This is a genomic window from Streptomyces sp. NPDC006283 (genome assembly GCF_040613325.1).
GTDB lineage: Bacteria > Actinomycetota > Actinomycetes > Streptomycetales > Streptomycetaceae > Streptomyces.
Genome location: NZ_JBEXRZ010000051.1, coordinates 1 through 23,481 on the forward strand (window position 1 = coordinate 1; position 23,481 = coordinate 23,481).

17 protein-coding genes and 1 pseudogene are annotated in these 23,481 nt (G+C 70.4%); 6 read left to right on the forward strand and 12 right to left on the reverse strand.

Annotated elements, in window-relative coordinates:
• Positions 1-386 precede the first annotated feature (386 nt).
• Positions 387-2,291 (forward strand): N-acetylmuramoyl-L-alanine amidase, encoded by a 1,905-nt coding sequence (locus tag ABZ070_RS13645; RefSeq protein ID WP_356633244.1) that lies wholly within the window; start codon positions 387-389, stop codon positions 2,289-2,291.
• 187 nt (positions 2,292-2,478) lie between these two features.
• A complete protein-coding gene (locus ABZ070_RS13650) occupies positions 2,479-4,668 on the forward strand; it encodes a terpene synthase family protein (RefSeq protein ID WP_356633246.1) in 2,190 nt (729 codons plus the stop codon).
• 222 nt (positions 4,669-4,890) lie between these two features.
• Here ABZ070_RS13650 and ABZ070_RS13655 read toward each other — a convergent pair whose 3' ends face one another.
• Positions 4,891-5,391: a hypothetical protein gene (locus tag ABZ070_RS13655; RefSeq protein ID WP_356633248.1), complete on the reverse strand. Its 501-nt coding sequence runs from the start codon at positions 5,389-5,391 to the stop codon at positions 4,891-4,893.
• 163 nt (positions 5,392-5,554) lie between these two features.
• Between ABZ070_RS13655 and ABZ070_RS13660 the strand changes: the two genes are divergently transcribed.
• A complete protein-coding gene (locus tag ABZ070_RS13660; protein ID WP_356633250.1) occupies positions 5,555-5,926 on the forward strand; it encodes a hypothetical protein in 372 nt (123 codons plus the stop codon).
• Between the two features lie 54 nt (positions 5,927-5,980).
• On the opposite strand, the gene ABZ070_RS13665 is transcribed toward ABZ070_RS13660, so the two are convergent.
• The 5 genes and pseudogenes from ABZ070_RS13665 to ABZ070_RS13685 all read right to left on the reverse strand — a co-directional run bounded on the left by ABZ070_RS13665 (position 5,981) and on the right by ABZ070_RS13685 (position 10,394).
• The gene (locus ABZ070_RS13665; protein ID WP_356633297.1) at positions 5,981-6,196 is read right to left on the reverse strand and encodes a DUF397 domain-containing protein; all 216 of its coding nucleotides are present in this window, start codon (positions 6,194-6,196) and stop codon (positions 5,981-5,983) included.
• A 123-nt stretch (positions 6,197-6,319) separates the two neighbouring features.
• Positions 6,320-7,486, reverse strand: coding sequence for a thiolase domain-containing protein (locus ABZ070_RS13670; protein WP_356633298.1), 1,167 nt, complete (start codon positions 7,484-7,486; stop codon positions 6,320-6,322).
• A 94-nt stretch (positions 7,487-7,580) separates the two neighbouring features.
• A pseudogene (locus tag ABZ070_RS13675) lies at positions 7,581-8,618 on the reverse strand (thiolase domain-containing protein); the annotation flags it as partial.
• Positions 8,618-9,562: an OB-fold domain-containing protein gene (locus ABZ070_RS13680; protein WP_356633252.1), complete on the reverse strand. Its 945-nt coding sequence runs from the start codon at positions 9,560-9,562 to the stop codon at positions 8,618-8,620. The pseudogene ABZ070_RS13675 and the gene ABZ070_RS13680, both read right to left, overlap by 1 nt.
• A gap of 13 nt (positions 9,563-9,575) precedes the next feature.
• A complete protein-coding gene (locus ABZ070_RS13685; RefSeq protein WP_356633254.1) occupies positions 9,576-10,394 on the reverse strand; it encodes a crotonase/enoyl-CoA hydratase family protein in 819 nt (272 codons plus the stop codon).
• Positions 10,395-10,658: 264 nt separating this feature from the next.
• On the opposite strand from ABZ070_RS13685, the gene ABZ070_RS13690 reads away from it, so the two are divergent.
• Positions 10,659-12,284: an acyl-CoA synthetase gene (locus ABZ070_RS13690; RefSeq protein ID WP_356633256.1), complete on the forward strand. Its 1,626-nt coding sequence runs from the start codon at positions 10,659-10,661 to the stop codon at positions 12,282-12,284.
• A gap of 49 nt (positions 12,285-12,333) precedes the next feature.
• Here ABZ070_RS13690 and ABZ070_RS13695 read toward each other — a convergent pair whose 3' ends face one another.
• Positions 12,334-12,864 (reverse strand): VOC family protein, encoded by a 531-nt coding sequence (locus ABZ070_RS13695; protein ID WP_356633258.1) that lies wholly within the window; start codon positions 12,862-12,864, stop codon positions 12,334-12,336.
• Between the two features lie 261 nt (positions 12,865-13,125).
• Here ABZ070_RS13695 and paaK point away from each other — a divergent pair, with 261 nt between their 5' ends.
• A complete protein-coding gene (gene paaK / locus ABZ070_RS13700) occupies positions 13,126-14,421 on the forward strand; it encodes a phenylacetate--CoA ligase PaaK (protein ID WP_356633260.1) in 1,296 nt (431 codons plus the stop codon).
• On the opposite strand, the gene ABZ070_RS13705 is transcribed toward paaK, so the two are convergent.
• The 4 genes from ABZ070_RS13705 to ABZ070_RS13720 all read right to left on the reverse strand — a co-directional run bounded on the left by ABZ070_RS13705 (position 14,399) and on the right by ABZ070_RS13720 (position 19,877).
• Positions 14,399-15,910 (reverse strand): acyl-CoA synthetase, encoded by a 1,512-nt coding sequence (locus ABZ070_RS13705; RefSeq protein WP_356633262.1) that lies wholly within the window; start codon positions 15,908-15,910, stop codon positions 14,399-14,401. The genes paaK and ABZ070_RS13705 overlap by 23 nt on opposite strands.
• 126 nt (positions 15,911-16,036) lie before the next feature.
• Positions 16,037-17,146 (reverse strand): ionic transporter y4hA, encoded by a 1,110-nt coding sequence (locus tag ABZ070_RS13710; protein WP_356633264.1) that lies wholly within the window; start codon positions 17,144-17,146, stop codon positions 16,037-16,039.
• Positions 17,147-17,214: 68 nt separating this feature from the next.
• On the reverse strand, positions 17,215-18,771 hold the full coding sequence (locus tag ABZ070_RS13715) for an acyl-CoA synthetase (protein ID WP_356633266.1): 1,557 nt from the start codon (positions 18,769-18,771) through the stop codon (positions 17,215-17,217).
• Positions 18,768-19,877, reverse strand: a complete 1,110-nt coding sequence (locus ABZ070_RS13720; protein ID WP_356633268.1) for a nitronate monooxygenase family protein — start codon at positions 19,875-19,877, stop codon at positions 18,768-18,770. Before ABZ070_RS13720 ends, ABZ070_RS13715 begins: the two co-directional genes overlap by 4 nt.
• Before the next feature lie 160 nt (positions 19,878-20,037).
• On the opposite strand from ABZ070_RS13720, the gene ABZ070_RS13725 reads away from it, so the two are divergent.
• Entirely contained in the window at positions 20,038-21,867 is a 1,830-nt protein-coding gene (locus tag ABZ070_RS13725; protein ID WP_356633270.1) for a serine hydrolase, read from the forward strand.
• A gap of 51 nt (positions 21,868-21,918) precedes the next feature.
• Here the strand turns inward: ABZ070_RS13725 and ABZ070_RS13730 are convergent, their stop codons facing one another.
• A complete protein-coding gene (locus tag ABZ070_RS13730) occupies positions 21,919-23,451 on the reverse strand; it encodes an NAD(P)/FAD-dependent oxidoreductase (RefSeq protein WP_356633272.1) in 1,533 nt (510 codons plus the stop codon).
• Positions 23,452-23,481 lie beyond the last annotated feature (30 nt).

The window sequence follows — 23,481 nt, forward strand, 5'->3', positions numbered from 1 at the left end:
GTCAAGGGACTGCGCGCCGTCAGCGACTTCGACTACGAGCTGCAGATGGCCCAGGGTGAAGGAAGGCGCAGGGCGCGCCATGGACGACCCATGACGCCGGTTTGCGGACACTCCAAGTCCACTGACCGGCATGGACATTGGTCCACTCCACTGAAGCGCCGCAGGCCCGGACGCCGCTGCGGCGAAACTCCCCGGCACGCGCCTGACGTGCAAATTCTCTTGCCTCGAGCATGATTGACGGATCGTCCGGAAGCCGATACCCATGGGTCGTGTCCCGGCCCGCAGGTCCTGTCGCGCATCACCCGTCACTGGAGGCTGCATTGCAAGGATTCGCTCCCGCACGTCCGAGAAGCGCCCGCCGTCGCGCATGGACGGCCGGTGGCGCGGTGGCGTGCGCCGCCCTGTTGCTTCCGCTGGTCTCGGCCGGGCCGTCCGCCACCGCGGAACGGGCGTCGTCCGATGCCCTGCAGCGGGACTTCGCCGCGGCTGCCGCCGAGTACCGCGTGCCTCGGAGTGTGCTGCTCGGTGTCTCCTATCTGCAGTCCCGCTGGGACGCGCACGGTGGCGCGGCGAGCGTCACCGGCGGCTACGGCCCGATGCATCTGACGGACGCGCGGACCGCGCTGGCGGAGGCGCCCCACCATGCGCACGGGGCGGAGGACGCCCGCGGCGACGACGCCCGCCCCGCACGTACGGTGACCGGGGCGGCGCTGCCCGAGCCCCGGGCACTGCCGCCGAGGCTGCGGACGCTGGAGCAGGCGGCGAAGGTCTCCGGAATCGGCTCGGAGCAACTGCGTGACAACGCCGCGGCCAACGTACGGGGAGGCGCGGCCCTGCTCGCCGCGGCGCAGCGGGAGCTGGGCGGACCGGTGAGCGAGGACCCGGCGGACTGGTACGGCGCGGTCGCCAAGTTCTCCGGCGCGGACGACGTGGCGACGGCGACGACGTACGCCGACGACGTGTTCGACGTCATCCGCACCGGCCAGTCCCGGACGACGGACAGCGGTCAGCGCGTGGAGCTCGCCGCGGACCCGGCGGTTTCTCCGGAGCGGTCGCAGGTCCGGCGGCTGGGGCTGCGCACTGCGGACGCGGGCAGGACCGAGTGCCCTCTGACGGTGGCGTGCGAATGGATCCCGGCGCCGTACGAGGAGTTCGGCGAGGGCGACTACGGCAACCACGACCAGGCCGACCGGCCGGCGTCCCAGTCGGTGGACTACATCGTCGTCCATGACACGGAGGCGTCCTGGGACACCACTTTGCAGTTGGTGCAGGACCCGACGTATGTGTCCTGGCAGTACTCGCTGCGCTCGTCGGACGGTCACATCGCCCAGCACGTACCGCTCGACGACGTCGCCTGGCACGCGGGCAACTGGTTCGTGAACGCCAAGTCGGTGGGTTTGGAGCACGAGGGTTTCCTGGTGTCACCGGATGCCTGGTACACGGAGGCGATGTACCGTGCGTCGGCGCGGCTGGTGAGGTACCTGGCCAAGCGGTTCGACATTCCGCTGGACCGTCAGCACGTACTGGGCCATGACAACGTGCCGGGTACGACGACGGCCACGATCCGCGGGATGCACACGGACCCGGGTCCGTACTGGGACTGGGCGCACTACTTCCAGCTCCTCGGCAAGCCGTTCACCCCGCATGCCGGCCCGCAGAGCACGGTGGTCACCATCCGTCCCGACTACTCCGGGCACCAGCCGCTCTACACGGGCTGTGTGAAGGCCGGCGAGGCATGTGCGCCGCACGGTTCGGGTGCGGTGCGGCTGCACACGGCGCCGAGCGAGGACGCTCCGCTGGTCAAGGACATCGGTCTGCGGCCGGGGGGCGAGGACTCGACGACTGGGGTGAACGACACGGGGGCGCGCGCATCGACGGGTCAGCAGTACGCGGTGGCCGAGCGCCGGGGCGAATGGACGGCGATCTGGTACCTGGGCCAGAAGGCATGGTTCCACAACCCCCGTACGCAGCCCACCGCGGTGAGTGCGCGGGAGCCGGTGCTGACGCCGCGGGAGGGTCTCGCACAGGTGCCGGTCTACGGCAGGGCGTACCCGGAGGCCTCGGCGTTTCCTGTGGGCGTTCCGGTGCAGGCGGTGTCGCCGCTGCCGTACAAGCTGCTCGCGGGCCAGAAGTACGTGGTCGGTGACCGGGTGCCGGGTGAGTACTTCTACGCGACGACGTTCGACACCTCGGGTCACCAGGTGGTGCGGGGTGAGGAGATGTACTACGAGATTCAGTTCGGGCACCGGGTGGCGTTCGTGAAGGCGTCCGATGTGAAGGTCCTGAAGTAGGGGCCTCTCGTTCGGATCAGGCCGCGGGGTGCCACCGGTCGTGGGGTCCGGTGGCACCCCGCCTTTTCCATCCGCTTATGCGACTAATTGGCGGAATGAGTGGTCCGTACGGGCGAAGGGTAGGGCTGGGTCGTCATGATCCTCCGCGCCCGCGTGCGCGGCAGCTCACCGAAAGGCCCTGGCGCACATGGCACAGCCCTTCGTACTGCCGGACTTCTACGTTGCGTATCCGGCACGCCTCAACCCGCACGTCGAGGAGGCACGGCGGCACACCAGAGAATGGGCTCGCCGGATGGGGATGCTGGAAGGGTCCGGCGTCTGGGAGGAGAGCGATCTCGAGGCGCACGACTATGCCTTGTTGTGCGCGTACACCCACCCGGACTGCGACGCGGACGCCCTCGGTCTCGTCACCGACTGGTATGTGTGGGTCTTCTTCTTCGACGACCACTTCCTTGAAGTCTTCAAGCGCAGCCAGGATCTGGCGGGCGGAAAGGCGTACCTGGACCGGCTGCCGGCGTTCATGCCGATGGACCTCTCGCAGGGCATGCCCGAGCCGACCAACCCGGTCGAGGCAGGGCTCGCCGACCTGTGGGCGCGGACGGTGCCGAGCATGTCCCCGGCATGGCGTGCCCGGTTCACACAGGCCACGGAGAACCTGCTCAACGAGTCGATGTGGGAGCTCGTCAACATCGACGCGGGCCGGGTCGCCAACCCGCTCGAGTACATCGAGATGCGCCGGAAGGTCGGCGGCGCACCCTGGTCCGCCGGCCTCGTGGAGTACGCGGCCCGGGCGGAGGTGCCCGAGTCGGTTGCCGGGTCCCGCCCGCTGCGGGTGCTGCGCGACTCCTTCTCCGACGCCGTCCATCTGCGCAACGACCTCTTCTCGTACCAGCGCGAGGTGGAGGACGAGGGCGAGAACAGCAACGGTGTGCTGGTTCTCGAACGGTTCCTGGGCTGCTCGACGCAGCAGGCGGCCGAAGCGGTCAACGACCTGCTGACGTCGCGGGTCCAGCAGTTCGAGAACACCGCGCTCACCGAGGTGCCCGCGCTGTGCCTGGAGAAGGGACTGACGCCGGCGGAGTGCGCGGCGGTCGCCGCCTATACCAAAGGACTTCAGGACTGGCAGTCCGGCGGTCACGAGTGGCACATGCGCTCCAGCCGCTATATGAACGAGGGCGCGCGGGCGGCGGACGCGTCGTCGTCCGTTGCCGGTGTGCTGGGCACGTCGGCGCTCGACATCCGTACCCTGTTCGGCCGTCCGGCTGCCGCACGGCTGCGCACACTGACGCACCGGCCGCGTCCGGTGGGACCGTCCCTGCTGCCGGAGTTCGACCTTCCGTTCCCGTTGTCGCTCAGCCCGCACCTGGACGACGCGCGTTCGAAGTCGATCGCCTGGGCGGGCCGGATGGGCCTGTTGAACGACATCTGGGACGAAGCGAAGGCGACGGGCTTCGACCTGGCGCTGTGCGCTGCGGGGCTCGATCCGGACGCCACACCGGAGGAGCTCGAGCTCAGCGCCGAGTGGCTGACCTGGGGCACCTACGGCGACGACTACTACCCGATCGTCTTCGGAGCGCCGCGCGATCTCGCGGGAGCCAGGCTCTGCAACGAGCGGCTCAAGGCCTGCACGCCGGTGGACGACCCCGAGGCCGGTGCGGCCGTGGCGGTCGCGCCCCTGGAGCGCAGCCTCGCCGACCTGTGGGCGCGCACCGCGGGGCCGATGTCGGCGTACGCCCGCAGGTCCTTCCGCGGCGCCATCGACGTCATGATCGACAGTTGGCTGTGGGAGTTGCACAATCAGGCCCAGCACCGAGTTCCCGATCCGGTCGACTACATGGAGATGCGTCGGCTGACCTTCGGCTCGGATCTCACCATGAGCCTGTGCCGGCTGCGCCACGAGGGCGAACTCCCGCCGGAGGTGTATGCGAGCGGCCCGGTGCGCGCCCTGGAGAACGCGGCCATGGACTACGCATGTCTGCTCAATGACCTCTTCTCGTATCAGAAGGAGATCGAGTTCGAGGGCGAGGTGCACAACGCGGTACTGGTCGTGCAGACGTTCTTCGACTGCGACTATCCGACGGCCGCCGCGATGACCGACGATCTGATGCGGTCCAGGCTGGAGCAGTTCCTGCACGTGAAGGAGAAGGAACTGCCTCTGGTGTGCGAGGAGTTCGGCCTCGACGGCAAGGCCAGGGAGACGCTCGGCAGCTATGTGAGGGAGCTCGAGGACTGGCTGGCGGGCATCCTCAACTGGCATCGCAAGGCGCGGCGTTACAAGGAGGAGGATCTGCGGGGCGGTGCTGCCCCGCGGCGGCTCGGTGCCCCTACGGGGCTCGGCACGTCGGCGGCCAGGCTGTCACTGTCGCTGCCGGCATAGCGGTCGGCGGTCAGGGTCTGGCGCTGTGCGCGGCTCTGGCCCCGAGCACCCGTTCGCCGCCGCGGAGGTCGCGAAGCGCGTCGCGGAGCACATGGTGGCGCGGCAGGGTCGGTCGGCTGGTGCGGCCTGCCGTGAGGACGATGCGGTGGGCCGGGCCACCGGCCCGGGTGATCTCGAGTACTGCCCGGGAGCAGTCCCGGGCAGTCGGTCGGCCGCCGGCCCTCAGCCCTGCTGGAACAGCTCCGCGGGCAGGGGCTTCAGCAGCGCGTAGAGGTCGTCGGTGATCGGCCGGTCCCAGCTGGCGATCGTGACCAGCACATTGTCGCTGCGGTCGAACTGCACGCAGGAGATTCGGCTTTCCGAGAGCTTCAGCCGGCGCACGATCAGCAGATTGTCCCCCTGCATGACCGGAGTGTCCTCGACGCCGACCACATGGACCGGCTCCTCGTTCTCCAGGGCGACGAGCAGCTGACCCACCTCGAAGGGGATCTCCCCCTCCTCCACCTCGCGGGCAGGCGAGCCCTCCGGCAGATTGCCGATGATCATCGCAGGGCCGCGGCCGCCGAACAGGTCGTAGCGGAGGAAGACTCCCTGACAGCTGCCGTCCGGGGCAGGCAGCAGGCCCGCGCCGAGATTGCCGGGCCAGTCCCCCGGGTCCATGGCCAGGACATCGAAGTCCGGGCCCGCGGGTGTGGCGGCGCTGCGGCGGCGGAGGAAGGACATAACCGCAATGGTACGGGTACGGCCCACCTCGTCGGAGCCAGGGCCCGGGCCCTTTTGAACGCACCGGCTCCGGTCGCCGTATCTCTGTGAGACCGGTGCCCATGGCACCGATGTCTGTGAGGAGCAGCGTCCGCGAGACTCGTACCGACGTGAGGATCAGTCCATGAACGACCACATCACTCCTCCCCTGCAGGCTCTCCCGGACGGCGAGGCGGAACTCCGTCTGGTGGTCCGTCTCCACTGGGAGGACGTCGCCGCGCTCGGGCAGGAGGCGGGTCGGCTGGCCGCGCAGATGCAGCGGCCCGTGAGTCTCGACGAGGCCGCGGGGCACCGGCTCCGAACCCGGTCCGCCGGCCACGCCAAACCGGCGACCGCGCCGCCGTCCGTTCCGGCGGGGGGCCAGCATCTGCCGCCGGCCGCGTCGTCCGTCTCCTCGCTCACCGCTCGTACGCCCGGTGAGCACGCCCGGCAGGCCATCGAGAAGATCAACGGAACGGCGGGGCTCGGCCGGGACGTGTCGCAGACCTCCGCCTGAGACGGACGCCCGGCGCCTCCCCTCCTACGCCGACGGGAGGGGGCGCGGCCGGTGTCAGGTGAGGTCGAACTCCCCCTCGCGCGCGTTGACCACGAAGGCACGCCACTCGGCCGGGGTGAAGATCAGCGACGGCCCTTCGGGCCTGCCGCCGTTGCGCATCGCGATGAACCCCTCGACGAACGCGATCTGCACATCTCCCGCCCCCTGGGCGCCGGGCTGCCAGTCCGCCTTGCTCAGGTCCAAGTCCGGCTTCTCCCACCCCGAAAACATCTGCGCGGTAGTGGTGGTGGTGCTCTCGGCCACGTCCCTGCTCCTCCCGAGTCGTCTCCCGGGTCAGCCTAGCGACGACACCCCGTCACGGACAGAGCGCCGCACGTGACGGGGTGTCCCGGATCATGTCGTCGGCGGCTGGGCGCCCACCAGCCACACGGAGAAGAACTGTGCCCCGCCACCGTAGGCGTGACCGAGCGCCCGGCGTGCTCCCTCGACCTGGTGCTCGCCCGCCTGCCCACGGACCTGCAGCGCGGCCTCCGCGAAGCGGATCATGCCGGAGGCCCCGATGGGATTGGTCGACAGCACGCCGCCGGACGGGTTGACGGGCAGTTCTCCACCGAGCTCGGTGACGCCGGACTCGGTGAGCTTCCAGCCCTCGCCTTCCGCGGCGAAGCCCAGGTTCTCCAGCCACATGGGCTCGTACCAGGAGAACGGCACGTACATCTCCACGGCGTCGATCTCGCGGCGTGGGTCCGTGATGCCCGCCTGCCGGTAGACGTCGGCCGCGCAGTCCCTGCCGGCCTGTGGAGAGACGAAGTCCTTCCCGGCGAACATGGTGGGTTCGCTGCGCATCGCGCCGCCGTGCACCCACGCGGGCGGGTGCGGTGAACGTGCCGCGCCGGCTCGGCCGGTGAGGACCATCGCGCACGCGCCGTCGGAGGAGGGGCAGGTCTCCGAGTAGCGGATCGGGTCCCAGAGCATCGGCGAGGCCTGGACCTTCTCGAGGGTGACGTCGTGCTCGTGGAGGTGTGCGTAGGGGTTCTTCAGGGCGTTGCGGCGGTCCTTGTAGGCGACGAGGGATCCCACGGTGTCGGGCGCGCCGGTGCGTCGCATGTAGGCGCGGACGTGCGGGGCGAAGAAGCCGCCCGCGCCGGCGAGCAGCGGCTGCTGGAACGGGATCGGCAGGGACAGGCCCCACATGGCATTGGACTCGGACTGTTTCTCGAAGGCCAGCGTGAGCACCGTCGAGTGGCGGCGGGCGGCCACGAGGTTGGCGGCGACAAGGGCGGTGGAGCCGCCGACCGAGCCGGCGGTGTGGACGCGCAGCATCGGCTTGCCCACGGCGCCGAGCGCGTCGGCGAGGTACAGCTCCGGCATCATCACGCCCTCGAAGAAGTCGGGGGCCTTGCCGATGACGACGGCGTCGATGTCGGACCAGGTCAGCTCGGCGTCCTCGAGGGCTCGCAGGGCTGCCTCGCGGACCAGTCCGGCGATCGACACGTCACGGCGGGCGGCGACGTGCTTGGTCTGGCCGATGCCGACGACGGCCACGGGCTGCTTGGACATGCGCCTCTTATCGGACATGCGCTTCTCCTTCGCCTCGGTGCGGGCCGGGGGCTTGTCCGTCGCCCCCGCCACGGGATCGCCCTCCGCCTTCGCCTTCGCCTTCCAGAACAGCGACCAGGTTCTGCTGCAGACACGGCCCGGAGGTCGCGTGCGCGAGCGCGCGGTCGGACTCGCCACGATGGATGCGGGCGGCGGCCTCGCCGATCCGGAGCAGGCCCGCGGCCATCATCGGATTGGCGGCGAGCGCTCCGCCGGACGGGTTGACCCTCACGGTGTCGTCGAGGTCGAGAGTCCGGCGCAGGACGAGTTCCTGGGAGCTGAAGGGAGCGTGCAGCTCCGCCGTGTCGACGGGCCGGTCGAAGGCACCCGCGTGTTCGGCCGCGAGCCGGGTGGAGGGCGAGCGGGTCAGGTCACGCACGCCGAGGCCGTGGGCCTCGATCCGGTGGTCCATGCCGCGAATCCACGCAGGGCGTTCGCACAGTTCTCGGGCCCGGTCCCCGGCCGCGAGGATCACCGCGGCCGCACCGTCGCTCACGGGCGGACAGTCGGAGACTCTCAGCGGCCGGACGAGGTGGTCGCCGCGCGGTGTCTCTCCCTGCAGTTGAGCGTGCGGGTTGGCCGCGGCGGCGCGGCGGCTTCTGGCCGCAACAGCGGCGAAGGCGGGTTCGTCGGCCTCGCCCGCGTCGATGAGCGCCTGGGCCTGGAGGGCCGCGAGGGCCACGGAGTCCGGCCAGAGCGGGGCCGTGTAGTACGGGTCGAGCTGGCGGGTCAGTACGTCACGTACTTCACCGGGGGACGACTTTCCGTAGGCGTAGACGAGCGCGGTGTCGGCCTCGCCGGTCAGCAGCGCCACCCATGCCTCGTACAGCGCCCACGCACCGTCCATCTCCACATGGGACTCGGAGATCGGCGGCCAGGCGCCGACTCCGTCGAGTGTCATGGTGAAGGAGAAGGCCCGGCCGGCGAGATAGTCGCTGGATCCCGAGCAGGTGAAGCCGATGTCGCCGGTCTGCAGTCCGGTGCGCGCGAGGACCTGGTGGAGGACCGGCATCACCATCTCGACCTCGGAGAGCTCGTCGCTGCGGCGCCGGTGGTCGGTCTGCGCGAAGGCGACGATCGCCACGTCTCGCATCACAGCAGCTCCTTGTAGGTGTCGTAGTCGGCGTCGGGCTCGCCGGTGGGCCGGTAGTGGTCGGGATGGCGGGCCCCCTCGGTCCACACCGGTTCGACGCGCAGCCCCATGCGCACCTGGTCGTACGGGATGCCCCCGATGCGTCCGTGGAGGGCGAGGTCTGCGCCGTCGAGCGCGATGTGGGCGTAGACGTACGGCACCTCGATGTCCAGGCCCCGCGCCTTGATGTTGACGATGCAGAACGTGGTGACGGTGCCGCGCGGACCGACTTCGACCTGCTCGTCGGTGGCCACGCCACAGGTGGGGCAGGCACCGCGGGGCGGGACGTAGACCTTGCGGCAGGAGGGGCACCGCTCGCCGATGGTCCTGCGCTGCGCGAGTGCGGCGAGGTGGGCGCTCTGGGCGCGGCCGGGCGAGTAGGTGTAGTCGAGCCGGGCAGCGGCCACGATGCCGGTCACCGGCTGCGTGAAGTCGCCGCTGTGCGCGGGGCCCGGGCCGGCGGGCTCGCTCTCGTACGGTTCGAAGCAGGCGATGTCGGTGATCGCTCCGGTGCGCTCCGCCGCCCAGCGGATGCGCACCCGCATGCCGGTGCGCACGGCGTCGGGTCCGGAGGCGTCGAGAACGTGGAGCAGGGATGTGTCGGCCCCGTCGAGCCGTACCAGCACCCAGGCGAAGGGTGTGGTGAGCGGCTGATGGGGACGCGGGTGCTGGTTCCACGCCCAGGTGGTGACCGTGCCGGTGACGCCGACCTCGACGAGATCGCGGATCTCGTCGGCCGTGACCGGGTCGTACTCGACGGGCGGGACGAGGATCCTCCCGTCGCCGGTACGCACACCCAGTACGGTCCTCTCGCGCAGCCCCGTCAGGAAGGCGCTCTGCACGGGCCCGAGGGAACGGGTGAACGGGAATTCGACGACCAGCGGAGCACGGAGCACTTCGGGCATGGGGCTCTCCTTGTCAGGCGCGGCGGTAGACGGGGTCGCGCTTCTCCGCGAAGGCGCGGGCGCCTTCCTTGGCGTCGGCTGTGTCGAATACGGGCCAGCCCCGCTTCAGTTCGGCGGCGAGTCCTTCGGTCTCGGTCATCTCGGCCGTCTCGTACACCGACGCCTTGACCGCTTCGACGGCGAGCGGACCACAGGCGTTGATCCGTTCCGCGATGCCGAGCGCCGCTTCGAGAGCGGTGCCGTCCGGGACGACACGGCCGACGAGGCCGATGCGTTCGGCCTCCGTGGCGCTGTAGGGGCGGCCGGTGAGCAGCATTTCCAGGGCGTGGGTGCGCGGGATCTGGCGCGGCAGCCGTACGGTCGAGCCTCCGATCGGGAAGAGTCCGCGCCGGACCTCGAAGAGTCCGAAGGTGGCGCTCTCGCCCGCGACCCGGATGTCGGTGCCCTGCAGAATCTCGGTGCCCCCCGCGACGCAGGGCCCCTCGACGGCGGCGATCACCGGTTTTCGCGGCCGGTGATGGCGCAGCATGGCCTTCCAGTGCAGGTCGGGGTCGGCCTTCATCCTCTCTCGGTACTGCTCGCCCTCCATTCCCCTGCCCGCGAGCGCCTTGAGGTCCATGCCGGCGCAGAAGGAACCGCCGGCTCCGGTGAGCACGACGGACCGGACGGTGTCGTCCCCGTCCGCCTCGAGCCAGGCGTCGTAGAGGCCGACGAGCATCGCGATCGAGAGGGCGTTCTTCGCCTCCGGTCTGTTCAGGGTGAGCACCAGCGTGGCCCCCTCGCGTGTCACGGTGAGGTGTTCGGTGCCCGTGTGGCCGTTGCGTCGTTCCATCTGCGGAACCTCCCGTCCCCGGATCTGGAACAGGTTGCAGTAGCCGGGCGACCAGTTCAATAGTTTTCTGACAGACAGTCAGATTTCCTGTCGCGAGCTCTTCCCAGTTGTGCCGACCGGCGCTCTAATGACCGCCATGCCGACGAGCGCCGGGTCGGAGCGTCATCCGCAGGGATCCGGCGGGCTTCGCCCAGGCGGTCGTCGGACGGCCGGTCGGACGGCCGCCGGGCACAAGCCGGGTTCTCGCCGGGGTCAGGAGGAGCGGTGGAGTACAACCTTGCCGACCTGTTCGAATCGGTGGTCGATGTCGTACCCGACCGCGAGGCACTGGTCTACATCGACCATCCGGGCACGGGCGAGGAACGACGACTCACCTACGCGGAACTCGACGCCGCGGCCAACCGGATCGCCCACCATCTGCTCGACGCCGGCATCCGGGCCGGCGAGCACCTTGGCCTTCATCTCTACAACGGCGTGGAGTACCTCCAGACCGTGCTGGCCTGCCTGAAGGCCCGCATCGTCCCGGTGAACGTCAACTACCGGTACGTGGAGCAGGAACTGGTCCACCTCTACCGCGACGCCGACATGGCCGCGCTCGTCTTCGACGCCGAGTTCACGGCGCGGGTCGCCGCGGCAATCCCACGCACCGAGAAGCTGAGGCATCTGGTGCGGGTCGGCACACCGCCCGAGGGGGCACCGCACCTCGACGCGGTGGACTTCACGCGGGCGGAGGCCGCCGGCTCACCGCGCCGCGGCTTCGCCCCGCGGTCGGGCGACGACCTGTTCATCATCTACACCGGCGGCACCACGGGCATGCCCAAGGGCGTGATGTGGCGCCAGGAGGACCTGTTCTTCTCGGGGCTCGGCGGGGGTGCACCGACCGGCGAGCCGGTGTCCTCGCCGCGGGAGCTGGCCGAGCGGGTGGCGGCGGGCGGCGACGGGATCACCTTCTTCCCCACTCCCCCGCTCATGCACGGCACGTCGACGCTCACCGCCTTCATCGGGTTCAACTTCGGCCAGCGGATCGTTGTCCACCGCAAGTTCGTGCCGCACGAGGTGCTGCGCACCATCGAGCGGGAGAAGGTCACCAGCGTCTCGCTCGTCGGCGATGCGATGCTGCGCCCCCTGATAGACGCGCTGAACGGGCCGTTGAAGGGCTGCGACCTGTCCAAGCTGTTCAGCGTCTCCAGCTCGGGTGCGATCATGTCGGACACCGTCCGCGCCCAGTTCTCCGCCCTGGCGCCGAACGTGCTGCTGCTGAACAACTTCGGCTCCTCCGAGTCCGGCTTCAACGGCACCGCGACCGACGACTCCGGCCCCGACCGCGGCTTCCGGCTGCGCGTCAACTCCCGTACGACCGTGGTCGACCCGGCAACGCACGAGCCGGTGAAGCCGGGCGAGCCCGGCCGCGTCGCCCAGCGCGGCCACGTCCCACTCGGCTACTACAACGACCCGGCCAAGTCGGCGGAGACCTTCTTCCGGCGCGACGGCGAGCGCTGGGTGCTGCTCGGCGACATGGCGACGGTGGACGAGGAAGGCATCGTCACGGTGCTCGGCCGCGGCTCGCAGTGCATCAACACCGGTGGCGAGAAGGTGTATCCGGAGGAGGTCGAGCAGGCCCTCAAGTCCCACCCCGACGTGTACGACGCGCTCGTCGCGGGCGTGCCGGACAGCAGGTGGGGCAACCAGGTGGCGGCCGTGGTCCAGCTCCGCACGGGCGCAGAGGTGCCGACCCTGGAGGCCATCCAGTCTCACTGCCGCACGCGCCTCGCCGGCTACAAGATCCCCCGCCTGCTGGTGATCACCGACGAGATCCAGCGCTCCCCGAGCGGCAAAGCGGACTACCGCTGGGCGCGAGCGGTGGCGGCGGAGCGCCGGGACCCGGCCTGAGCCGCGGCGGGGCTTCGGCCCTTTGCCGGAGTGCGGGCCAAAGGTGCGATCAGCTCACGTCGCCCGGCAGGATCCGCTCGCCGTTGAAGACGCCGAGCCGCTCGCGGTACAACTCCAGCGGCACACCGTTCGGGTCGTGGAGGTAGAGGCTGTCCTCGACACCCCGGTCCGGACCGACGTACTTCACGCCCGCCTCGTCCAGCGCCTTGCGGCCCGCGGCGAACTGCTCGGCGTCCACGGACAGGGCCATGTGCTGCACACCGCCGACCGTCTCCGTGGCCGGCGGGTGGTCGTGGCCGGGGAAGTCGAAGAAGCCGAGCAGATTGCCGTTGCCGATGTCGAAGAAGAAGTGGGTGGAGCCGCGGTAGTCCCGGTTCTCCACGATCTCCACCAGCGGGAATCCCAGGAGCTCCTGGTAGAAGCGGATGGTTTCCTCCACGTCACGGCAGATGAAAGCCACGTGGTGGACGCCTCGCGCGGTCGTCGTGGGCCGGTCGCCCGGCTCGCACAGGTAGCGCCTGCGCAGTTCCTCGCGGCGGGCGCGTACGGCCTCGAGTTCGGCTCCCTCGGGCTGGGGCATCGCGGCTCCTTCACACATTTTGATTGCGGGTTTCAACTGCTGTCCCGCATCTTCCCTGTTCCGAGCCGATCGCGCTGCCCCACGAGTGGTGGAAGTGTGTGGGCGGCGTAGGTGGATGCCCTTCCGTCGATGCCTTGACGGACGGCGGGAGGGGCTGAATTACTGATCCCCAACGGATCGACCGAATGATCGGTCGTCCGGTTCGGGACGTTCGGGATGTCGGGACGTCGGGATGTGCGGGTGCGGGACGGGAGTGTGCGGATGACGGATCTGCTGGACGCGGCGGAGCGGCTCGGCCGCGAGGAGCTGGAGGCCCTGCAGCTGGAGCGGCTGCGCGCGACGCTGAGCCATGCGTACGAGAACGTCGCCTTCTACCGCAAGGCCTTCGACAAGGCGGGCCTGCGGCCGGAGGACTGCCGCTCGCTCGCGGACCTCGCACGCTTCCCCTTCACCGCCAAGACCGACCTGCGCGACCACTACCCGTTCGGGATGTTCGCCGTCGAGCAGTCGCAGATCCGCCGTATCCATGCCTCCAGCGGTACGACGGGCCGGCCCACCGTCGTCGGTTACACGCAGCGGGACCTGGACACCTGGGCCGACGTGGTGGCGCGCTCCCTGCGCGCCGCCGGTGCCCGGCCCGGCCACAAGGTACATGTGGCCTACGGCTACGGCCTGTTCACCGGTGGCCTCGGCGCGCACTACGGGGCCGAGCGGCTCGGCTGCACGGTCATTCCCGCGTCCGGCGGCATGACGGCCCGGCAGGTGCAGCTGATCAACGACTTCCGGCCCGAGATCATCATGGTCACCCCGTCGTACATGCTCACCCTCCTCGACGAGTTCGAGCGCCAGGGTGTCGATCCGCGCTCGACGTCGCTCAAGGTGGGAATCTTCGGCGCGGAGCCGTGGACCGAGGAGATGCGCCGCGAGATCGAGGAACGGTTCGCGATCGACGCCGTCGACATATACGGGCTCTCGGAGGTGATGGGCCCAGGTGTGGCACAGGAGTGCGTCGACACCAAGGACGGCCTCCATATCTGGGAGGACCATTTCCTTCCGGAGATCGTCGACCCGTTCACCGGTGAGGTACTGCCGGACGGCGAGGAGGGTGAGCTCGTGTTCACCTCGCTCACCAAGGAAGCCATGCCCGTGATCCGGTACCGCACAAGGGACTTGACGCGGCTGCTGCCCGGCACCGCGCGGGTCTTCCGGCGGATGGAGAAGGTGACCGGGCGCAGCGACGACATGGTGATTCTGCGCGGGGTGAATCTCTTCCCGACGCAGATCGAGGAGATCGTGCTGCGCACCGAGCATGTCGCACCGCACTTCCAGCTCCGGCTGACCCGCGAGGGCCGCCTGGACGCGCTCACCGTGCGCGCGGAGGCTCGCGCGGAGGCCACCGGGGAGCAGCGGGTGGCGGCGGAGCGGGCCATCGCGGCAGCCGTCAAGGACGGGGTCGGGGTATCGGTCGCAGTGGAGGTGGTCGATCCCGGGACGTTGGAGCGGTCGGTGGGCAAGATCAAGCGGATCGTCGATCTCAGGGAGCAGATGGGCCACTGAAGCGGTCCCGCAGCTCGCGCTTGAGGATCTTGCCGCTCGCGTTGCGCGGGAGGCCGTCCACGAACAGGACCTTCTTCGGGGCCTTGAAGTGGGCGAGCCTCTCCCGTGCGTGGGCGAGCAGTTCGGCCTCGGTGACCTCCTCGCGTGCCACGACGACAGCGGTGACGGCCTCGATCCAACGCTCGTCCGGCAGGCCGACGACCGCGGTCTCGGCCACCGCCGGATGCGTGTAGAGGACGTCCTCGACCTGTCGGGAGGCCACCAGCACTCCGCCGGAGTTGATGACGTCCTTCACTCGGTCGACGACCGTGAAGTAGCCCTCGCTGTCGCGGACGGCGAGGTCACCGGAGCGGAACCAGCCGTCGCGGAAGGCCTCCCCGGTCTCCTCCGGCTTGTTCCAGTAGCCCTCGCACAGCTGCGGTGAGCGGTAGACGATCTCGCCCGGCGTGCCGTCCGCCACCTCCTTGCCGTCCTCGTCGACGACCTTCGCCTCCACGAAGAGCACCGGCCGGCCGCAGGACTCCATCCTGCCTTCGTGCTCGTCGGGCCCGAGGACGGTGGCGAGGGGCCCGATCTCCGACTGGCCGAAACAGTTGTGGAAGGCGAGCCCCGGCAGGCGCACACGCAGCCGCTCCAGTACGGGTACCGGCATGATCGACGCGCCGTAGTACGCCTTGCGCAGCGCGCTGAGGTCCCGGGTCGGGAAGTCGGGGTGGTTGGCCAGGCCGATCCAGACGGTCGGCGGGGCGAAGAGGCTGTCGGCGCGGCCCGCCTCGACGAGGTCGAAGATCTGTCCGGCGTCAGGCGCGTCGAGGATGGTGTTCTCCGCGCCGACCGCGAGGTAGGGCAGCAGGAAGACGTGCATCTGGGCCGAGTGGTACAGCGGCAGCGAGTGGACGGGCCGGTCGGCGGCGTCCAGGCCGAGGGCGGTGACGGCGCTGACGTACTCGTGGACCAGCGCGCGGTGGGTCATGATCGCGCCCTTGGGCAGGGCCGTTGTGCCGGAGGTGTAGAGCAGCTGCACCAGGTCCTCGGCCGCCGGTTCGTGGTCCGGGGCGAACGGGCGGGGCAGGGCGAGCGCCGCCAGCAGAGAGTCGTCGCTGTCGCGCAGCGCGCGTACGGGGGCCCTGGCCTCCAGCCGGGGGGCGAGGCCCGGGTCGGCGAGGACGAGGGAGCTTCCCGACTGGTCGAGGATGTAGGCGAGGTCGTCACCGGTCAGGTTCTGGTTGACGGGTACGTGGATCAGCCCGGCCCGTGCGCAGGCGAGGAAGGCGATCAGGTAGGCGTCGGAGTTGTGGCCGTAGGCGGCGACCCGGTCGCCCGGTCGCAGGCCGTGCTCCATGAGGACGGCCGCCGCGGTGGAGACGGCGGCGTCGAGTTCGGCGTAGGTCCACGTGCGGTCGGCGTAGCGCACGGCGGTACGGCCGGGGGTGCGTCCGGCGCTGCGGCGTACGAGGGCGTCGACCGTGTTGCTGTGTGCGCCTGTCATGACGTGATCCTGTGCGGCCTGTGACGGAACGTCAAGAGCGCTGTGAACCGACCGGCCGGTCGACCGTTCCGCGCTCAGGTCCTCACGGGCACAGGCTCACGGGCTCACGGGCACAGGCTCACGGGCTCACGGGCTCACCGCGAGGAAGACGAAGGCGGCGAAGATCGCCAGATGGACCCCGCCCTGGAGCAGCGTGGCCCGGCCGGGCACCACGGTCAGGGCTCCGACGACGACGGTGAGGGCGAGCAGCACCATATGGGTGGCGCTGAGACCGAGCAGCAACGGTCCCTCCAGCCAGATGGTGGCCAGCGCGATCGCGGGGATCGTCAGCCCGATGCTGGCCATGGCGGAGCCGAGCGCGAGGTTGAGGCTCGTCTGTACCCGGTCCCGCCGGGCGGCCCGCACCGCGGCCAGCGTCTCCGGCAGCAGGACGAGCAGGGCGATGACGACGCCGACGACGGCGTGCGGCAGGCCCGCCGACTCGACGCCGGACTCGATGGCGGGCGACACGGCCTTGGCGTCGCCCACGACAGCCACCAGCGCGACGAGGAGCATGCCGAGGCTGAGCACAGCGGCCGAGCGGCCCGGGGCGTCGGCGGGCTCGTCGTCGACCTCGTCCCTGATGTCGCCGTCGTGGGTGACGGAGACGAAGTACTCGCGGTGGCGTACGGTCTGCACCGCGACGAACAGTCCGTACAGGGCCAAGGAGGCGACGGCCGCGAAGGTCAGCTGTGCGGAGGAGAACTCGGGGCCGGGTCTGCTGGTGGTGAAGGTCGGGAGCACCAGGCTGAGGGTGGCGAGCGTCGCGACGGTGGCGAGCGCGGCACCCGATCCCTCCGCGTTGAAGACGGCCACCCGGTTGCGCAGCGCGGCCACCAGCAGGGACAGCCCGACGATCCCGTTGCAGGTGATCATGACGGCGGCGAAGACGGTGTCCCTGGCCAGCGAGGCCGTCTTCGCTCCCCCGTCGACCATCAGGGTGACGATGAGTGCCACCTCGATGACGGTCACGGCGACGGCGAGGACCAGCGACCCGAAGGGCTCCCCCACTCGATGCGCGACGACCTCGGCGTGGTGCACTGCCGCGAGCACGGCGCCGGCGAGGCAGAACGCGACGACCACGACCGCGAACGGCGGCAGGCCGCGGCCCCAGCTGAGCACCAGGGCGACGACCGCGACCAGCGGCACCCAGACGGTCCACCGGCGCAGGATCGACTTGATGTTCACCGCGCTCATACGGGCCAGGCTGCCAGCGGCGGGCGGCTCTCGCGCGATGAGCGGGCTCGCGAGAGCCGGCTCGCTGGTCACATGACGCGGTCGTGGCCCTCCCAGTACGGCGCGCGCAGCCGTCGCTTGTAGAGCTTGCCGTTGGGATCGCGCGGCATCGAGGCGATGAAGTCGAGGGACTTGGGGCGCTTGTAGGCGGCCAGGTGCCGCTCGCAGTGACTGAGGATGGCAGCGGCGAGGGCTTCGCCGGCGGCGTGACCCTCCTCCGGTTCCACCACGGCCTTGACCTCCTCGCCCCAGTCGGCGTGCGGGATGCCGAAGGCTGCGGCGTCGGCGACGGCCGGGTGGGTGAGCAGGGCGGCCTCGATCTCGGCCGGGTAGATGTTGACTCCGCCCGAGATGATCATGTCGATCTTGCGGTCGTGCAGGAAGAGGTAGCCCTCCTCGTCGAGATGGCCGAGGTCGCCGACGGTGAAGAAGTCGCCGATGCGGTTGTTCCTGGTCTTGGTCTCGTCCTTGTGGTAGCTGAAGCCGCCCGTCGACATCCTCATGTAGACGGTTCCGATCTCCCCGGCAGGCAGCCGGCGGCCCTCGTCGTCGAAGACGGCGAGTTCGCTGATGGGCCACGCCCTGCCGACCGTGCCGGGCTTCTTCAGCCATTCGCCGGCGGTCGCGAAGGCGCCACCGCCTTCGCTGGCCGCGTAGTACTCCTCGACGCAGCCGCCCCACCAGTCGATCATGGCTCGTTTGATGTGGTCGGGGCAGGGGGCAGCGCCATGGATGGCGTGCCGCATCGAGGAGACGTCGTAGCGCTTCCTGACCTCGTCCGGGAGGGCGAGCAGCCGGTGGAACTGGGTCGGCACCATATGGGTGTGCGTGCACCGGTGGGTGTCGATGAGGCGCAGCATCTCCTGCGGCGTCCACTTGTCCATGAGGACGAGTGGGTGGCCGATGTGCAGGGCCGCGGCCGCGAATTGCAGCACGGCCGTGTGGTAGAGCGGCGAGCAGACGAGGTGGACGTTCCCGTCGTGGGGCCGGATGCCGAAGATGCCGAGGAAGCCGCCCAGGTGGGTCTCCTCGGGAAGCTTGCCGGGCAGGGGGCGGCGGATGCCCCGGGGCCGGCCGGTGGTGCCGGAGGTGTAGTTCATGACCCAGCCGAGCGTGCGGCCCTCGGGCGGGGTCTCGGGCTGTCCGTCAAGGAGGTCGCCGTACGGGCGGAAACCGGCCAGCGTCCCGACGGTGTACCGGTGACTCGGTGGCAGGCCCGCCTCGTCGGCGGCGAGGGTGGCCGCGGCGGCGAAGCGTTCATGAGCGATGAGCGCCTTGGCTCCGGAGTCGGAGACGATCCAGGCGATCTCGGGCCCGACGAGGTGGTGGTTGACGGGGACGAGGTAGAAGCCGGCCTGGGCTGCGGCGAGGTAGGCGGTGATCAGCTCCGCGCAGTTGGGCAGGACGACGGCGAAGGCGTCCCCGCGCTCGAGGCCGGCGGCGCGCAGGCCGTGGACGAGCCTGTTGACGTCGGCGTGCAGCCGTCCGGCGGTCCATTGCCTGCCGTCGGGGCAGGTCAGAACGGTACGGTTGGGGTCTGCGGCGGCCTGGGCCCAGAAGCCGCCGGCGGGGGCGTCGGTGGTCATGAGCCGCTCCTTTGGGCGATGCGGTTGATCCGGTCGACGGCCTGTTCGAAGCCGCGGGTCAGGTCGTCGAAGACCTCGCGTACGCTGCGTTCGCTGTTCATCCGGCCGACGATCTGGCCGACGGGCGTGCCGAGCAGCGGTCCGACTTCGTACCGCTGGATGCGGGAGACGGCCTCCGCGACGAGAAGTCCCTGCAGTGGCATGGGAAGGGTGCCGGGGCCCGCCGGGTCGTCCCAGGCGTCGGTCCACTCGGTGCGCAGCTGGCGGGCGGGTTTGCCGGTGAGGGCGCGGGAGCGGACGGTGTCGCCGGAGCCGGCGGCCAGCAGCTTGGCGGTCAGCGCACGAGAGCCGAGGGACGCCTCCGCGGTGGTGAGCCACAGGGAGCCGAGCCAGACGCCCTGGGCGCCGAGCGCGAGCCCGGCGGCGATCTGTTCGCCACTGCCGATGCCTCCGGCGGCGAGGACGGGCAAGGGCGCGACGGCGTCGACGACTTCGGGCGTGAGCACCATGGAGGCGATCTCGCCGGTGTGGCCGCCGGCCTCGTATCCCTGGGCGACGACGACGTCGATGCCCGCCTCGGCGTGACGGCGGGCGTGCTTGGCGCTCCCGGCGAGGGCGGCGACCAGAACGCCCTGGCCGTGGGCGCGTGCGACGACGTCGGCGGGCGGTGGGCCGAGGGCGTTGGCGAGGAGCCTGACGGGGTAGTCGAAGGCGACGTCGAGCTGGTTGCGGGCGACCTGTTCCATCCAGCCGGTGATGCGCCAGCCGGAGGCCTCGCCCTCTGCGAGCTCGGGCACGCCGTGCTTGGCGAGGGTGTCGGTCACGAACCTGCGGTGCCCTTCGGGGATCATCGCCTCGATGTCCGCCTCGGTGACGCCTTCGACCTTCTTGGCGGGCATGACGACGTCGAGTCCGTACGGCATGCCGTCGGTGTGGTCCTGCATCCAGTCGAGGTCACGCTTCAGATCGTCCGGCGCGGTGTAGCGGACGGCTCCGAGCACGCCGAAGCCGCCCGCGCGGGAGATGGCGGCGGCCACCGCGGGGAACGGTGTGAAGCCGAAGATGGCGTGTTCGATGCCCAGTTGTCTGCTCAGCTCCGTCTCCATGGGCGGCAGGATGCCGCAGGGCGCCGGACGAGGGAAGACATTTTCTGATGCTGCGTCAGATTCTTTGCGGTGGTTGACAGGTCTCCGGCGCGGCAAGAAAGTTTCACCTGTCGTGGAAGATCCGAAAGATACTTTCAAAGACGCGCAGAGAGGGGTCCGAATGACCGACGACTCGGCGGGCAGAGGGATCAGCAGGCGGAGACTGAGCGGCGGGATGCTGGCACTGGGCGGCGCGCTCGCCCTCGCGCCGATCCCCTTCGCGGCGGCGGCCGAGCCGCACGGCGGCCCGGCCGCGGGCGGCTCCGGTTCCGCTTCCGGCAGCGGCACCGGACACCGGCCGACCCTGCGGCACGGCTCTCCGCGGCGGGCTGGTCTGCTCCCAGGACCTCTCGGCCAACTGGTCACCGACGCCGAGAAGTTCCTGGCCCCCTCCCCCAAACACCCCTGGTACGCGGGAGCGGTGCTGCTCGCCGGCCGCGGCGGCACGGTCGCGCTGCACCGGGCGATCGGCAAGGCACTGCGCTACTCGGCGTACGACGAGAAGACCGACACCGCCGTCGAGCTCCCCGCGGACCAGCAGATCGACATGGCCGAGAACACCGTGTTCGACCTGGCGTCCGTCTCCAAGCTGTTCACCTCGATCCTCGCGGTGCAGCAGATCGAGCGGGGCGCACTGGAGCTGGAGGCTCCGGTCGCGTCGTACGTGCCCGAGTTCGCCGGCGCGGGCAAGCAGGACATCACGGTGCGCCACCTACTGACACACACCTCCGGTCTGCGCGCCTGGATCCCTCTGTTCAAGGAGCCGACGCAGGAGGCACGGCTCCAGCGGCTGTGGGACGAGGCTCCGGCGACCACACCCGGTACCGACTATCTCTACTCGGATCTCAATCTGATCTCCCTCCAGCTCGTTCTGGAGAGAATCACCGGTCACCGGCTGGATGCGCTGCTCCACGACGAGATCACCGCTCCGCTCGGGATGCACCGCACCCGGTTCAACCCGCCCGCGTCCTGGAAACCCGGGATCGCGGCCACCGAGGACGCCCGGCTGCCGTGGTCCGGCCTCGAGCGCGGCCTGGTGTGGGGCGAGGTCCACGACGAGAACGCGTACAGCTTCGGCGGCATCGCCGGCCACGCCGGGGTGTTCTCCTGCGCCTGGGACCTCGCCGTCCTCGCCCGTACGCTGCTCAACGGCGGTGTCTACGGCAGGACCCGCATCCTGAGTCCCTCCTCCGTCGACCTGATGTTCTCCGACTTCAACACGGACTTCCCCGGCGACGAGCACGGCCTCGGGTTCGAGCTCTACCAGCACTGGTACATGGGCGCGATGGCGACGCCGCGGACCGCCGGCCACACCGGGTTCACCGGCACCAGCCTCGTCCTCGACCCGACCACCGACTCCTTCCTGATCCTGTTGGGCAACTCCGTGCACCCCGTGCGCAGCTGGCGCTCGGGAAGCGCCCCCCGGGTGGCCGCCGCCAACAACATGGCCAGGGCCGTCGCCGTGCGTCCCGAGCACGGCCGCACCGCCTGGTTCTCGGGCATGGCCGGCTCCACCGCGGCGACCCTCGCCCTGCCCGCCCTCACCCTCACCTCGGGCAGGCCGCTGCTCACGTGCTCCCTGTGGTGGGACACCGAGCCCGGTGCCGACACCCTGGTCCTGGAGGCGTCCACCGACGGCGGGGCGACCTGGCGGCCGCTTCCCTTCACCACCGCCCGCCGGGACGGCACGGAAGTACAGCACCCGGCGGGCGCGGCCACCGGATGGTCCGGCCGCGTCTGGCACCGGCTCACCGCCGACCTCGCAGCCTGGCGGGGTGCGCCGGTACGGCTGCGGTGGCGGTACACGACCGACCAGCTCTATGTCGGCCGGGGCGCCTACGTCGATGCGATCCGGGTCGAGGACGGCAACCGCCGCACGGCCTTCGACGAGGCACGGCCCGAGGATGCCGCACGGATCGAGGCCAACGGCTGGACCGCTTCGCGGGACTGACGACCAGGCACGGCACAGGACGGCGTCGGTCGGGGGCCGACGCCGCCTTCCTCACCGGCCGAGCGCCGCCATGGCCGCGTTGTGCCCCGGCACACCGCTGACGCCGCCGCCGCGAGCGGCGCCCGCGCCGCACAGCAGCACGTTGGCGTGCGCCGTCTCGACACCCCAGCGGCCCGTGGCAGGCGTGGCATACGGCCAGGACAGGTCGCGGTGGAAGATGTGGCCGCCGGGCAACCGCAGTTCCTTCTCCAGGTCGAGCGGTGTCTTCGCCTCGATGCACGGGTTGCCGTTCCCGTCGAGCGCGAGGCAGTCGGCGATCGGCTCCTCGAGACAGGAGTCGAGCTCGGCGAGGGTCGCCGCCAGCAGGTCCGCACGGGCCCGGTCGTTGTCCGCGGCAAACAGCCGGGCCGGGGTGTGCAGGCCGAAGAGCGTCAGCGTCTGGTAGCCCTGCGCCACCAGCTCCGGCGCCAGGATCGAGGGATCGGTCAGCGAATGGCAGTAGATCTCGGACGGCGGGGCGCTCGGCAACCTGCCGGACGCCGCTTCCCGGTAGGCGGCCGCCAACTGCTCGTAGCCCTCGGAGACATGGAACGTCCCGGAGAACGCGTCCTTTGGATCCACGGACCGGTCCCGCAGCCTCGGCAGTCGGCGCAGCAGCATGTTGACCTTCAGCTGGGCCCCTTCCGCGGCCTCGGGAGGCTCCTCACCGAGGAGCCCGGCCAGTGTCTGCGGTGACGCGTTGACCAGCACGTGGCGGGCGGCGACGGTGCCGACGCCTTCGGCGGCGCGGAAGGTGACCTCGGCCCGCTCTCCGTCGGTCTCGACAGCGGTGGCCTCGTGTTCGAGCACGATCTCCGCACCGGCGGCACGTGCCGCCGTGGCCAGTGCGTCCGTGAGCGCTCCCATCCCGCCGACCGGCACGTCCCAGTCGCCCGTGCCGCCGCCGATGACGTGATAGAGGAAGCAGCGGTTCTGCACCAGGGACGGATCGTGGGCGTCCGCGAACGTGCCGATCAGCGCGTCGGTGAGCACCACGCCGCGGACCAGGTCGTCGGCGAACCGCTTCTCGACGGCGACGCCGATCGGCTCCTCGAAGAGCATGCGCCAGGCCTGTTCGTCGTCGACGCGGGCCCGTAGCTCGTCCCGCGTGGGCAGCGGCTCCGTCAGCGTCGGGAACACCCGCTTCGCGACTTCTCCGGTGATGCCGTAGAACTCCTGCCAGGCCGCGTACTCACGGTCTCCGCCGGTGATCTCCGCGAAGGACTGCCGGGTGCGGTCACCGCCGACGACAAGACCCCCGCTGCCCTTCGGCGTGTAGGAGGAGACGGTGCGCTTGCGCACGGCGAAGTCCAGCTCCAGGTCGCGCACGATCTTGTCGGGCAGCAGCGAGACGAGATAGGAGAACTGGGACAACCGGGCGTCGACACCGGGGAAGGGTCGTGTGGACACGGCCGCTCCGCCGGTGCGCGGCATGCGCTCCAGGACGAGGACTGAGCGTCCGGCGCGAGCCAGATAGGCAGCGGCGACCAGACCGTTGTGGCCGCCGCCCACGATCACGACGTCGTACGAGGCATGTGCAGGCATGGCCGGACCTTAGCGTGTCCGCCCCGCCGC